The sequence below is a fragment of the Streptosporangium roseum DSM 43021 genome, assembly GCF_000024865.1.
Taxonomy (GTDB): Bacteria; Actinomycetota; Actinomycetes; order Streptosporangiales; family Streptosporangiaceae; genus Streptosporangium; species Streptosporangium roseum.
Map to the genome: position 1 here is coordinate 5,659,823 of NC_013595.1, position 13,454 is coordinate 5,673,276.

Below are 13,454 nucleotides of genomic sequence, written 5' to 3' on the forward strand. Positions count from 1 at the left end.
TAGGGCGGATGATCGTACCTCTTATGCAGGCCGGCGCCGAGACCTGCGGGGGCAAGGCCGGCGCACTCGGCGCGTTGCTCCGCGCGGGTCTGCCGGTCCCTGACGGCTTCGTCATCCCGTTCGCCGCTTACCTCGCCGCTGTCCGCGACCTGGACCTCGGGCGGTTCGCCGACGAGTCGGACGATCTTGACGCGACGCGGCGGGCGATCGAGGCCCGCCCGGTCCACGCCACCGTGATCGATGCGCTGGGACGCGCACTCGACGAGCTCGGCGATCCACCCGTGGCGGTGAGATCATCGGCAGCAAGCGAAGACACCGGTCAGGCATCGGCGGCCGGTCAGCACGAGAGCTTTCTCGCTGTGCACGGAGTCAGCGAGGCCGCCGACGCCGTACGCGCCTGCTGGGCCTCGCTGTTCTCTCCACGTGCCATCGACTACCGGGGGGCCTCCGGCCGCGACGACCGGCCATCCGACGATCTTGTGATGGCCGTCATCGTCCAGCGCCATCTGGATGCCGAGGTGTCCGGGGTCATGTTCACACCCGCGGACCCGGACGGCGCGACCGAGATCGAGGCGTCCTGGGGCCTCGGCCCCAGCATCGTCGGGGGCAAGGTCACCCCTGACGCCTATCGCGTCGCCGAGGACGGGTCGGTCACACGCACCGTCGCAGACAAACGGACCCGCCTTGACCGGCGCGGCACGCAGCTCGTCATTCGCGACGTGCCCACCCCTGCCCGGAACCAACCGACGCTCGACGACGCGACCGCCACGCGGCTGGCCAAGCTGGGCGAGAAGATTGCCGCCGTACTCGGTGGACCGCAGGACATCGAGTGGGCGATCGCCGACGGCCGCACCTGGGTTCTGCAAGCACGGCCGGTCACAGCCGCACCCCCACCGCCATCGCTTTCCGGCGCCTCGGACACCCCAGCCGCCGCACTCACCGGAACACCAGGCAGCCGCGGGACCGTGACCGGCACCGCGAGGATCGTCCGCGGTCCCGGCGACTTCGCGCGCGTGCACCCGGGCGACATCCTCGTCTGCCCTTTCACCGACCCCGCTTGGACGCCGCTGCTGCGCATCGCCGCCGGCGTCGTCACCGAAACCGGAGGCGTGCTCTCCCACGCCGCGATCGTCGCTCGCGAGCACGCCATCCCCGCCGTCCTCGGCATCCCGAACGCGACGAGCAGGCTCCACGACGGCACCGTCATCACCATCGACGGCACCACCGGCACCGTCACGGCGACAAACGCGTGACCGATCACTTGCGTCCCCGGGCGGGAGCCACCGCCAGAAGCCGCGCGCCGTCGGCGTAGCAAGAGTGCCGGCAGCCGCAACGGCGCTGACCCCGCCCGTTCGCTGACGATGATCGCGCCACCCGGCCGCACACGGCCTCCTCGGTCTCTGCCAGATCAAAGGCCGAACCCACACCTACGGATCGAAAGGAGATGGGGAACGGGTCCGCACGGACACCGCGCCCCTGACCACTGATGACAACGCGACACCTCTACCTGGCACGCCACGGCGCGGCCGACGCGTTCGGGGAGCTCACCCGCATCGGGCACCGGCAGGCGGACCTGCTGGGCGAACGGCTCGCCGGCGTGCCGGTCGACGCCGTGTGGCACTCTCCGCTGTCACGCGCCGCAGCGAGCGCGCACGAACTCGCCCGGCATCTACCGAACGTGCCCGTGACCGAGGCCGCCGAACTCGTCGACCACGTGCCCTACGTTCCCAGTGCGGCCGAAACCCCCCCGTCCTGGGCCGGCTTCTTCGACGGCTACGACGACACCGAGGCGGCCTCGGGCCAGAGGCTCGCCGAGGCCTTGGTCGCCCGGTTCGCGAAGGTCCCCGACACGACCGCGAAGGGGACCCGGCCCGACACGCACGAGGTCCTGGTGACGCACGCCTACCAGATCGCGTGGCTGGTGCGGCACGCACTGGACGCGCCGCCGTCCCGGTGGCTCGGACTGAACAGCGCCAACACCGCACTGACGGTCATCGAGTACCGCACCGGCCTGCCACCCACGATCGTGATGTTCAACGACATGAGCCACCTCCCGCCTGACCTGCGCTGGACCGGGTTCCCCGAGGGCATGAGGCCGTGAGGTAGCTCCTGCTGTCCGTACGCGCTCCACCCCGACCGGGTACCACATGCTCGACGTGGAGCGCGCGACGGGCAAGGCGGGTGCGAGCCCAGTCGATGATCGATGGTCCGCCCGCGAAGCACCACAGCGCTATCACCGGGTCGCAGATGGCGCAGCCGAAGGAGGAGTGCTCGGCGAAGGGGAGGATGGGGCTGCCCTTCAGATGGTGCAGCACGTCCCAGGCGGTGTGGAGCAGCCAGCCGATGCCGATGAACGTCCAGCTCTCAAGCCCTCGATAGGCGACGTAGCTCATGACGACCGGCAGCACGAACTCCCAGTAGCCGAGCCCTCCTCCGCTGAGGTAGGCGGCGCCTGCCCCGGCGACCACCACGGCATTGAGGCGGCGCCGATGCGGCTCGGGGATCAGTGACAGGAGGGAGACGGCGATCAGACCGATCAGGATCGGCATGAAGATGGACATGAGGCGTGGTGATCCGTTCTGCGAACGTGCAAGTTGAATTGACGATGTCTGGACGCTGATGTGCGGGTGCACGCAGTCAGCGGGCGAGGGTGGGGGCGGGGCCCCGGGCGGGCCACACGACGCCACGGCGTCCGTGGGCGAAAGGGGTCTCGATCGCGTGGGCGATCCGGGGACCGATCTCGCGTTCGAGGGCCTCCCTGGCCAGAGCGGGCAGGTCGGTCTCCAGGGCGCGAGCGAGGATCGCGGGGACGGCGCGCCGCCGCTCCTCCTCGCTGATCTCCTCCTCGGCGGGAAGGTCACCGGTGGCGCCCGGCAGGATGACCACTTCGGCGCGGGCGGGATCGAGCATGCCGGTGGCGCGCAGCGTCAGGGGCGATGTGCCGCCGGGAACCTCACGGGCGCCTTCGGCGGTGACCAGCTCGACGGTCACCGCGCCGTCGGCGGCCATCCCCGCGGCGTGCAGGACCTGATAGGGGGCGATGACATCCAGCGGGTCGAACCCGTCGAACAAGACGGACTGCGCGCGCATCGGTGCTGCTCCTTCTCCACATGCCCGGGACCTCGCAGCGCAAGGCTAGACCGACCGGTCGGCCGGCCCCATGAGCTGAATTGACAATTTCCACCGGGTTCTCGCCATCCGGCGCTGTCTGTGAAAATGGACACGTCAATCCTCTGAAGTGCTCGTCTGTGGCCGGCGAGTTCTCGTTTACCGTGTCCCCATGCACACAGTGGCGGTCCTGGCTCTGGACCATGTGGTGGCGGCCGACATGGCGACCCCGATCGAGGTGTTCGGGCGTGCCCGGCTGGCGGACGGGCGCCGTCCGTACCGGGTCCAGGTCTGTGCGGCGACACCGCAGGTGGCCGGCGAGACCTTCACGATCGTCGCCCCGCACGGCCTGGAGGCGCTGCGGGAGGCCGACACGATCGTCGTGCCGGGCTGTTCGGAGAAAGCCTCCCCTCCCGGGGAGGAGGTGCTCGACGCTCTGCGCACGGCGGCGGCCGCCGGCACCCGGATCGCGTCCATCTGCGCGGGAGCGTTCATCCTGGGCGCGGCCGGACTGCTGGACGGGCTGAGCGCGACCACGCACTGGGCGGCGGCCCACCGGCTGGCCGAGACGTTCCCACGGGTCGATGTGCAGCCGGACGTGCTGTACGTCGACAACGGCCAGATCCTGACCTCGGCCGGGGCCGCCGCCGGCCTGGACCTGTGCCTGTACATCATCCGGCGGGACCTCGGATCGGCGGTCGCCGCGGACTCGGCCCGGCTGTCGGTGATGCCCCTGGAACGGGAAGGCGGACAGGCGCAGTTCATCGTGCACGCCCAGCCGCCGGTGTCCCAGGGCTCGCTGCTGGAGCCCGTGCTGTCGTGGATCGAGGACAACCTCGTCCAGGAGGTGACCCTGGCAGAGATGGCCGTGCGCAGCGGGCTGAGCGAGAGGACCTTCAGCCGCCGTTTCCGGGAGCAGACCGGCACCACTCCGCTGCAGTGGCTGCTGCGAGCCCGGGTACGGCGGGCGCAGTTCCTGCTGGAGACCACCGATCACGGCGTCGAGCGCATCGCCACACAGGCTGGTTTCGGTTCGCCCACCGCTTTCCGGGAGCGGTTCAAACGCGTCGTCGGCGTCACACCGCGGTCCTACCGCTCCTCCTTCCGGACCAACGCCTTCTGAGGGCCCAGGCCCCTCATCGGCCGCCGCACCTCGAGGTGGGCAGCGGCGAGAACGAAGCTCTGCCGGCGGCGCGGATCGTGACCTGTGGCCGTTCCATTCCAGCGGCTGGGTGTCACTTCGGAGGCTGTGCAGGTTTCGTCGAGATTGCGTGCACTCCGCGGTTACGGCACCGCGGTGCTGTCATGATCTCGGTGCCACCTCACCGACGGGATCCGCGATGTCTCCTCGCTCGCTCGTACTGCTGGCCGCCTCGCTCTGCGCGGGCGGCCTCGCAGCTCTGGTGTACTTCCACGACTCCAGCCTGGTGCTCTTGAGGGAACATCTGAACCATCCGTTCGCGCTCGGTGTGCTGGCCTGCCTCCTGATGGCGTCGGCCGCCGCCGGGCTGCGGTGGATGTGGTTACGTGTCGTGATCGTCGTCCTTGCCGTGCTGGGCGCGAGTACCGCGCTGTTCGAGGGGTGGGTGGCCCTTATGTTCGCCTCTACCAAGGAGGTCGGCTTCGTCGACGGACCGGCCCCGTACAGGATCCGGCTCCAGCAGTCGCTGGCGGGTCTCGGGCCGGACACGGTGATGTGGCTCAGCGTCCGCCGGGACGGCGGGTTGCTCAGCAGGGAGTGGGATCTCGGCTGCTTCAACGACGACGTCCCCGGCGACGCCTTCGACTCGGTCAAGTGGACGGGGCCGAGTTCGGTCGAGATCCGGGTGGCCGACGGGCAAACGTTCTCCGTGGCCTTGGACCCCGCCTCAGGCCGGCCCCAGACCACCGCCGCCCTCAATTGTTAACAGCGGCCCCGCAGGCGACGCGGCCGGGAGCGGGCCGTCAACCGGATCCGAACCGGCGTGGCCTACTCCTCTACCGGCGCCCGACGGCCTGGGCCACTGGACCATGAGAGCGGCGAAGGGGCCCGGCCCGGGGTTCGCGTACCCGGGCCGGGCCATATCCAACGATCATGCTGTCTGACGCACCGGCGGCCCGTCACCGGTCATCGACCAGCCCGCCACCGCCTTGTCGCCACTCGGGCGGCGGTCGCGCCGTACTGGCCACGGATCAAGGCCCACCTGAACGCCAGGCACGGCGCGCTGGGCCGCCCCTTTCCCGACCTGTCCACCGCCCTGCCCGCCGTTCCGCCCGCTGTCAGGGACCTCACATGTTCTCGGCGCCGGCCTTGATGGCTTCGCGGATACGGAAGTAGGTGCCGCAGCGGCAGATGTTGCGGAGGCCGTCGAGGTCGGCGTCGGTGATTTCGCGGCCTTCGGCGGCGACGCGGCGGACCAGCGCCACGGCGGCCATGATCTGGCCGGGCTGGCAGTAGCCACACTGGGCGACGTCGTGGTCGAGCCATGCCTGCTGCATGGGGTGCAGGTTCTTGCCGACCGTGGCCGGCAGCCCTTCGATGGTGGTGACTTCGTCGGTCGGCTGGAGATCTTCGACGGGGATCGCGCAGGGGTTGACCGCTCTGCCGTTGATGTGGCTGGTGCAGGCCTTGCAGACGTTGATGCCGCAGCCGTACTTCGGGCCGGTGATGCCGAGAATGTCGCGCAGGACCCACAGCAGGCGCACGTCGCCGGCGACGTTGACGGTGACCTGCTCGCCGTTGACGCGGAAAGTGTGCTCAGGCACTCAGACCTCCTTGGTTCGGCGGGCGTCGTTCAAGCCGTCGGCCGGGGACTGGGGAATGGGCGGGACAGTCGGTTTAGGGGCGAAGGAGAGCGTGCCGTGGTTGATCGGGAAGCTGGTGGGCATCGTCCCGGTCGCGCGGCCGTACGCACAGGCGACGGCGGCCATCGACGCGGCGACGCCCAGTTCCCCAGCACCGCCAGGCTCCTCGGAGGTGCTGGGCATGATGATGATCCGGAGTTCAGGCGGGGTGTTCCACTGCCGGGTGTAAAAGTAGTTGTCCCAGCTCGCTTCGAGGAAGTAGCCGTCGCTCAGGTGCAGGCTGGAGGTCAAGGCCAGCGCGATGCCGTCCATGATGCAGCCCATCATCTGCGCCTCCAGCCCCCTCGGGTTGACGGCGAGGCCGACGTCCACAGCGAATACGGCCTTGACGACGCGTGGTCCGGTCACGCCGTCACGGATGGGGCGGTTGACGGTTCCGGGCCGGCAGTCGATCTCGACCAGCGCGGCACTGACGGCCTTGTACTCGGCGTGGAAGGCGATGCCCTGCGCGATGCCGGCCGGCATCGGCCGGCCCCAGTCGCCGGCCTCGGCCACCTTCGCCAGCACCGCCCGGGAGCGGTCGTCGCGGAGGAAGTCATGCCGGAACCGGTAAGGGTCCTTGCCCATCCTCGCGGCGAGCTGGTCGACGATGAGCTCGCGGGCGCAGGTGACGTCGGGCGAGTAGACGCTGCGCATGCTGCCGGTGTTGAAGCCCTTGTCTGTTTCGCTGAGCAGCTGGCTGCTGGTGCCGAACCTGTAGGACATCGCCTGGCTGAGATGGAAGAACGTCTGGGAGAAACCGATGTCGCCCACCGGAAGCCGCGCGGCCATGGCGGTGATGATCTCGCCGAGCCCGTGGCCGAGATCGGTGGAGACGCTGGTGTGCCGCTGCTTGTAGCTCAGCACGGTGCCGCCGACGTAAGCGGCGCGTACCCGCGAGGTGGCCATCGGGTGGGTGCGGCCCTGGCGGGAGTCGTCGGCGCGGTGCCACATGAGTTTGACCGGTTTGCCAACCTTCTGGGACACCTCGGCCGCTTCCAGCGCGGCGTCAAAGAACAGCTTGCGCCCGAAGGAACCGCCGCCTTCGGTGACGTGCACGGTGACCCTGCCGGGCGGCAGCCCGAGCTTGGCGGCGATGGCCTGCTGGGCGACGATCGGCGATTTCAACGCCGACCAGATCTCGGCGCGGTCGGCCCGCACGTCGGCGACCGCGCAGTTGGGTTCCAGCGCGCTGTTGCTGCGGAAGTGGAAGGTGAACTTGCCTTCGACGGTCGGAACCGGCGGCCGGAGCCCGAGCGGCAACTCCGCGGCTTCCAGCTCCCGGAGCACGCTCTCGTCGGACTTTCCTTCCACGGTACCGGGTTTCCAGGAGACCTTCAGGGCGCGTACGGCGTCGACGCACTGGCCGAAGGTCTCGGCGCGCACCGCCACCCCGGTGGAGATCACCACGACATCGGTGACGCCCGGCATGGTGCGGACCTCCGGGAGGTTGCTCACCGAGCCGACTTCGCCGTTGATGGTCGGCGGGCGGCACAGCATCGTCGGCTTCGCGTCCGGGACGTCGAGGTCCATCGTGAACTTCTTGCGCCCGGTCACCGCCTCCAGCGCGTCGACACGGTTGTGGGGTCTGCCGATGACGGTGAAGCTCCCGCGTGGCGTGAGCTCCACGGACACCTGCCTGGTCTCTGTGCTCGCGGCCTTCTCGGCGAGCGCTCCGATGTCGATGCCGCCGCCGGAGCGATCGATGATCATCCCGGCCTTCAGCGTCAGATCGGTGATCTCCGAGCCGAGTTCGGCCGCCGCGGCTGCCAGCAGCCGGAGCCGGGCGATCGCGGCGGCGACCCGGATCGGGATGTAGGTCGCGATGGTCGTGTTCGACCCGCCGGTGAGCTGGTTGAACACCAGCTCCGGCCGGGCGTCGGCCAGCGTGACCCGCACCCGTTCCAGCGGCACGGCCAATTCCTCGGCGATCAACATGGCTGTCGAGGTGGTGATGCCCTGCCCCACCTCGACCCGCGGCAACGCGAACGACACCGTGCCGTCCGGGTTGACCTCGACCGAGATCAGGCCCGAGGTCGGCAGCGCCGCCGCGGTCATCATGTCGTTGAGGTCGAGCAGTTCCGTGAGTTCCGGCGAAGGCAGCCGGGTGTCGGCCGCCGGTGCCGGGGGAACGAGTTCGGCGGCGGCCACCAGGGTGGGAGCCGCCAGCACGTACCCGAGGAATCGCCGCCGCCCGATGGCCTCGTCCAACCCGCCGCCGTTCGATCCTGTCGTCATCCGGCTCAGCCCGGACGGTTGGTCGTCGGAATTTCGATCTTGGTCTCCTTGCCCTTGGTGAGATAGAACAGGATGTATCGCCGCGCGGCTTCGTCGATGACCCAGGCGACCTGGGGCACCAGCGGCAGCGGGATGAGGCCCTCGCGGAATTTCACCAGTTTCGGCCAGGCGGAGCCGATCAGCGGGCCCCACACCGGCTCGCGCTCGATGCCGTCCCAGTCGGCCACCTGGTCGCCGACCAGGTACCGGGCGAGCGCATCGCACAGGGGGCGGCTGATACTGCCGGGACTGGTCTGCTCGGCGAGCTGGCCCAGCAGGATGTCGGTCAGTTCCACGCCCTCGGGTGTCGGTCCCGTGTTCCGGGGCAGGGGCTGATCGTTGCGGTTCCAGTCCCGCAGCAGGCGGTTGACCTCGGGCACGGCGCCGCGATCGAGCAGCGAGGCGACCAGCGGGTCGGCCTCCTCGCCCCAGACCCACCGCGGATCGACGCCGACGCCGGAACCCGCGATCGAACCGCTCGGCGCCCAGGTCCAGTCGATCAGGGAGCGCGCCCGGGCCGGGGACGCCATCCCCAGCGCTCCGAGCGCTCCCAGGCCCCGCCTGAGACCAATATCTTGCGCCTGCCCAGCTCCGCCATGTTCTGAACTCAATTCCTGGGTTCCGAAAGCAGCTAATATGCCGATACGTAACACGTTCATTTGTGTCTCGGTAAGACCGCAGCCGGAGCTGAACCGTCCGGAAAACAGCTGATCATTTCACGCCGTCCGGCGGCGTGACCATCATCGGACCGGACCCGCCTTCCGTACGCGCCATTCAAGCGGACAGGCGAGGCGGAAATGCCGGGGATCGGACTCTGCCGGTTTCCGGGCCCGGAAATTCGCAGCCGGTTCCGGGCCCGAGAATTTTCAGCCACGCCCCGGCCTGCGGAAGGCAGGCCAGGGCCGGAGTCCTTCCTTCGCTCGCGGAACCGCAGGCCCGGCTCAGGCAGTCCTGATCAGGACGGGCGGTTGGTGTCTGGAATCTCGATGCTGATCGGCCGTGCTTCGGACAGGAAGAGCAGGGCTGCTTTGCGAAGGAACTCGTCGAAGAGCCAGTAGGCCTCCGGCGCCAGGGGGAATGGAAGCAGGCCTTCGCGGACGGCGATGAAGGGTTTCCAGGACACCTTGAGAAGCGGGTCCCAGATCGGCTCCCTGGGAATCTTCAGCCATGCGGCGATCTCGTCACCGAGCATGAAGCGCGTGAACGCGCCGAGTATGGGCTTGCTGAGGATGGCGCCATCGACCGAGGAACCGAGGCTGAGAAGGATGTCGGCCAGCTTGACTCCCTCGGCCGTCGGGGCCAGCACCGGGTCCAGGACCTGCTCGGCCTGGGTGTTGGCCTCGGCCCACGATCCGGGGATGTACTCGTCCTTGATGCCGAGCATGTGCGCGCACAGCTGCCACGAGTGCAGGAAGGCCGCGGACTCGGCGGCGGGGATCGGCACCTTCCACGCGGTCAGCTTCTGCATGACGGTCGTGGGCAGGCTGTGCCAGGTGACCATCATGTCCCGCTGGCTGATCGGAATCTCTTCCTCGGCGACGTCTGACCAGTGCGGTGACTGCGGCAGCAGGTGCCGCACCGCCGCGTGCACCAGCCGGGTCTTGACGCAGGTCACGATCATTTCGCCATCGGGCCGGTAGGCGTTCTGGGACATGATGTCGTACCCGAGTTTGGCGGTTTTGGAGATGCGGTCCTTCATGTCCGCGCCGCCCTGGGAGTAGTAGACCGCGAGCGCCTCCTTGGGGATGACCGTGCTCATCATGCCGCTGGCCAGCCCGTACAGGACGCCGAGGTAGAGCCCTCGCTTCTGATTGAACTCGACCACGGTGGCCAGTTTGCGCTGGTCGGTCCAGGACGGAAGTTGGCGGGCGCGCTCCATGAAGTCCCGCAGGTCCGCCGGCAGTCCGGCCGGTAGCGGCTGGCCGTTCTTGGTCCAGGTCCGTAGCAGCTCGTTGACCCTGGGCACATCACCCCTGTCGAGCACCGAGGCGACCAGCGGGTCGGCCTCCTCGTCCCAGACCCACCGCGGGTCGAGACCTGTCCCTGCGCCCGCCACGGAGCCCTGGGGTGACCATGTCCACAGCGAGTGTGCCTGTGCCGGCGACGCGACGCCCAGCGCACCGAGTGCGCCCAGCGCCCCGCCCGCCTTCAACATGTTGCGCCTGCTGAGTTTGCCCATGCCTTCGTTCCTCCTCAGGTCGAGGCCGAGCGTTGATACGAAGAAACACTGACTGGGTCTGTGTATCATTTATCACAGCACACCGTGTCGGACATCACAAGGCCGTGGCAGCGGCTGTTGTGGATTGGGCAGAATGAATTCACAGGAGGTGATCGTGGAATCTGCACTTTCCGTGCTCATGGCGCCGTCGGACTCGGAGTCGTTGCTGGAGCGCGCCTACATTGATGCCGTCGAGCAGGTTGACGACACGGACGAGCTCCGTGCACGCATACTCGATGCGGCGTACGAGCAGTTCTGCCGTATGGGTATCCGGCGCTCCACGATGGAGGACGTGGCCCGCCGTGCCGGGGTGTCACGAATCACGGTCTACCGGCGGTTCGCCTCGAAGGACGCGCTGGTCGAACACGTCGTACGTCGAGAGTTCCGCCGGTATTTCGACCGGTTCCTCATTGATATAGAACAAGCCCGCACCGCTGCCGATCGGGTGGTTCTGGGCTTCGTGAGCTCGTTACGCGCCATCCGGCGCAACCCGCTGATCGGCGGTCTGATCGCCGCGGAACCGGACCTGCTCGTGCCCTCCATGATCAATGACGGGGGCCGGACCCTCGCGACCGTGCGGCAGTTCGTCGCGGGTCAGCTCCGCCGCGAGCAACGCGCGGGCAACGTGTCGAGCGACTTGGACACCGACCTCGTGGCCGAACTGATGGTCCGGATCTCCGCGTCCTTCCTGGCGATCCCCAGCCGGGTCATCGACCTCGACGACGACGGGCAACTGGCCGGAGTGGCCCGGCGGTTCCTCGTGCCCATGTTGGGACCACCCGGCTCCCCGGATTGACTCCGATACGGCCGGGGAGTCCGGGCCTGTGCCTCACCCCGGGACGTCTTCCGTGGCGGCGGACCGCTCATCGCCTGGTGCACCGGCCCAGCGGGCGACGTCCTGTCCGTCCTGCAGGAGCCGGTGAGCCGGCAGGAGCCGGTGGGCCGGCAGGAGCGGTGGGCCGACAGCGGCGGAGGGAGCGTCACGCGCCGGCCGGAGACGGTGGCCGCGCCGGTGCGCAGGGGGCGCACACGGTCGCGACGAAGCTCTCCAGGATGCGCGCGGACGCCGGGTGCGCGACGTTCTCAAGGGCGCCCAGGGCCGCCCGGTGAGCGTCGCGGCAGGCGGTCACGGCCAGGTCCAGGGCCCTTGCCCGTGCGCCGGGGTCACCGGCGAGAAGATCGCCGGTGACCTCCGGGAGCACGTCGGGGATCGCCGAGAGCCGCCCGGTGATCATTCCGGACAGCGTGACATCCAGCCGGGTCCGCTCGCCGCGCACCGCCAGGACCTCTTCGGCGTGCAGGAAGGCGTGCCCGCTGTGGTTGCCGAAGTCCCGCAGCGCGCGGACGGTCTCGGGTGACGCTCCGCCGAGCTGCGCCCCGATACGGGAGGGGAACTCCAGCAACGAGGCGAACACCTCCCCGGCCCGCGACCGCCCGGCCGGGTCGATCCTGACGGCCCGGAGCGCGGCGAGCTCGCCCAGCCAGTCCGCGAACGACCACGACACCTCCGGAGCCGAGGCCGCCACCAGCCGTGACGCCTGCGCGAGGAGGAAGTCGCCGGCCAGTACGGTGCTGGCGACGGCCCAGTCCACCCTCCTGCCCGGTGCCGCGCGCGGGGGCATCGGGCCGAGGAAGGCCAGCGCCCCGAGGGTGGCGAGCTCGATCGCGGCGGCGAGGGTCGCGAAGGCGGGATCGGGCGGGTTCCCACCGGCCAGCAGGGCGGCGAAGAACGGCGCGGCGGGGCGCAGCCGCTGGTGCGGGGAGTGTTCTCCGGCGATCAGCAGGCGGGCGATGAACGGCCATTCCCTGCGGACGGTGTTGACGGCGACCTCGTCGCAGGCGAGCAGGAACGGCCCGAGGAGCGCCACGTCGGGTGCGGGCAGCGGCATCAGGTCGGCGGCCGTCAGCCCGGAGAACCCGTCCGGCGTCAGTACGGCCCGCCGGACCTTGGCCGAGACGGGCCGCTCGTCGTCGGCCGTGGCCACGAGGACCCGCCAGGCCAGATGGTAGCGGCGGGCGGCGTGCGTCGCCGTCTCGAAGTATCCGACGAACGTCGCCGACAGCCGGCGCGTGTACGCTCGCCCTGCCGCGTCCGGGTCGTCCGGATGGTCGGCGATGGCACGGGCGGCCAGCACGGCGCTCTGCACGGCGTAGCTGAGCCCTTCACCGGTGAAGGGGTTGACCAGTCCGGCCGCATCCCCGACCAGGAGCCGCCCGTCGTGGACGCTGTGCTCGGGGGCGAAACCGCTGTTGAGGACTCCGGTGACCGGCGGCCCGGCGGGGGTGGCCCCGGCGAAGCGCTGGTCCCCCTCGGCGAGGACGGCCCGGGCGGTTTCGAGGAGGTCGTCAGGGTCGCCGGCACCGAGCCTGGAGGCGCCGATCGTGCAGGTGCCCGCCTGGGCTCCCGGCACCGCCCACACGCACGTGGGCCGCTCGGCCGGGTCGATGGTGCGCGGCGCGGGCAGGGCCAGCACGATCGACTCGGTCAGGTTCACACCGCTGTACGGTCGCGCGCACAGCAGGCCGGTGGCGTGCGGCGTGCCTGCGGAAGAAGCTCCGGTCGCGACCACGAGGTGACGTGCCGACACGGCGGTGTCGCCGATGGAGGCGTGCCAGGTGCCTTCCCGCCGTTCCAGATCCGTGACCCTGCCCGGCAGCCAAGTAGCTCCGGCGGCGACGGCGATCCGGCGGAGGCCCTCGACGAGGTGGCGCCGGTCGCACGCGGAGTTCACGGCCTCGGGCAGCACATGTCCGCCGTCCTGCCCCAACCGCAGCTCGACGGTGCCGACGACGCGGGCCCCGACCTCCTCCAGCGCGCCGAGGGATGCCAGGCCGCGCATGGCCGCGCCGCTGAGCACGACGTCGTGGTCCGCCTCCCCGGCCTCCTCCCCCGCCAGCACGGCACGCAGGCCGTGACGGGCCAGTTCGGCGGCGGTGATCGCACCGGCCGGTCCCGCACCGACGATCAGCACGTTGGCGGCGAGCGGCGCGGTCACGAGCGGACCCGAAGAAGCGAGGCGGCGAGCGG

General features: G+C 69.9%; 12 protein-coding genes. 5 read left to right on the forward strand and 7 right to left on the reverse strand.

Annotated features, from left to right (window positions below):
- The first annotated feature begins 8 nt into the window (after positions 1 to 8).
- A complete protein-coding gene (locus tag SROS_RS24830; RefSeq protein ID WP_012891662.1) occupies positions 9 to 1,253 on the forward strand; it encodes a PEP/pyruvate-binding domain-containing protein in 1,245 nt (414 codons plus the stop codon).
- 233 nt (positions 1,254 to 1,486) lie between these two features.
- Positions 1,487 to 2,101, forward strand: a complete 615-nt coding sequence (locus tag SROS_RS24835; RefSeq protein ID WP_012891663.1) for a histidine phosphatase family protein — start codon at positions 1,487 to 1,489, stop codon at positions 2,099 to 2,101.
- Here SROS_RS24835 and SROS_RS47840 read toward each other — a convergent pair.
- Positions 2,034 to 2,561: a DUF6010 family protein gene (locus SROS_RS47840; RefSeq protein ID WP_012891664.1), complete on the reverse strand. Its 528-nt coding sequence runs from the start codon at positions 2,559 to 2,561 to the stop codon at positions 2,034 to 2,036. The genes SROS_RS24835 and SROS_RS47840 overlap by 68 nt on opposite strands.
- A gap of 76 nt (positions 2,562 to 2,637) precedes the next feature.
- The gene (locus tag SROS_RS24845) at positions 2,638 to 3,090 is read right to left on the reverse strand and encodes a type 1 glutamine amidotransferase family protein (protein ID WP_012891665.1); all 453 of its coding nucleotides are present in this window, start codon (positions 3,088 to 3,090) and stop codon (positions 2,638 to 2,640) included.
- A gap of 190 nt (positions 3,091 to 3,280) precedes the next feature.
- On the opposite strand from SROS_RS24845, the gene SROS_RS24850 reads away from it, so the two are divergent.
- Together SROS_RS24850 and SROS_RS24855 are read left to right on the forward strand one after the other, a co-directional pair.
- Complete coding sequence (locus tag SROS_RS24850) at positions 3,281 to 4,231, forward strand: GlxA family transcriptional regulator (RefSeq protein ID WP_012891666.1); 951 nt, start codon at positions 3,281 to 3,283, stop codon at positions 4,229 to 4,231.
- Positions 4,232 to 4,448: 217 nt separating this feature from the next.
- Positions 4,449 to 5,015 (forward strand): hypothetical protein, encoded by a 567-nt coding sequence (locus tag SROS_RS24855; protein ID WP_012891667.1) that lies wholly within the window; start codon positions 4,449 to 4,451, stop codon positions 5,013 to 5,015.
- A 361-nt stretch (positions 5,016 to 5,376) separates the two neighbouring features.
- Here the strand turns inward: SROS_RS24855 and SROS_RS24860 are convergent, their stop codons facing one another.
- From SROS_RS24860 to SROS_RS24875, 4 genes are all read right to left on the reverse strand, one after another.
- Positions 5,377 to 5,853, reverse strand: a complete 477-nt coding sequence (locus SROS_RS24860) for a (2Fe-2S)-binding protein (protein WP_012891668.1) — start codon at positions 5,851 to 5,853, stop codon at positions 5,377 to 5,379.
- Positions 5,854 to 8,169 carry a molybdopterin cofactor-binding domain-containing protein gene (locus SROS_RS24865; protein ID WP_012891669.1) on the reverse strand — a complete coding sequence of 772 codons (2,316 nt, stop codon included), beginning with the start codon at positions 8,167 to 8,169 and terminating at the stop codon, positions 5,854 to 5,856.
- A gap of 5 nt (positions 8,170 to 8,174) precedes the next feature.
- A complete protein-coding gene (locus SROS_RS24870; protein WP_245564252.1) occupies positions 8,175 to 8,867 on the reverse strand; it encodes a hypothetical protein in 693 nt (230 codons plus the stop codon).
- A gap of 296 nt (positions 8,868 to 9,163) precedes the next feature.
- Entirely contained in the window at positions 9,164 to 10,387 is a 1,224-nt protein-coding gene (locus SROS_RS24875; protein ID WP_012891671.1) for an oxygenase MpaB family protein, read from the reverse strand.
- A gap of 133 nt (positions 10,388 to 10,520) precedes the next feature.
- Between SROS_RS24875 and SROS_RS24880 the strand changes: the two genes are divergently transcribed.
- Entirely contained in the window at positions 10,521 to 11,222 is a 702-nt protein-coding gene (locus SROS_RS24880) for a TetR/AcrR family transcriptional regulator (protein WP_012891672.1), read from the forward strand.
- A gap of 184 nt (positions 11,223 to 11,406) precedes the next feature.
- On the opposite strand, the gene SROS_RS24885 is transcribed toward SROS_RS24880, so the two are convergent.
- Positions 11,407 to 13,422 (reverse strand): FAD-dependent monooxygenase, encoded by a 2,016-nt coding sequence (locus SROS_RS24885; RefSeq protein WP_012891673.1) that lies wholly within the window; start codon positions 13,420 to 13,422, stop codon positions 11,407 to 11,409.
- Positions 13,423 to 13,454 lie beyond the last annotated feature (32 nt).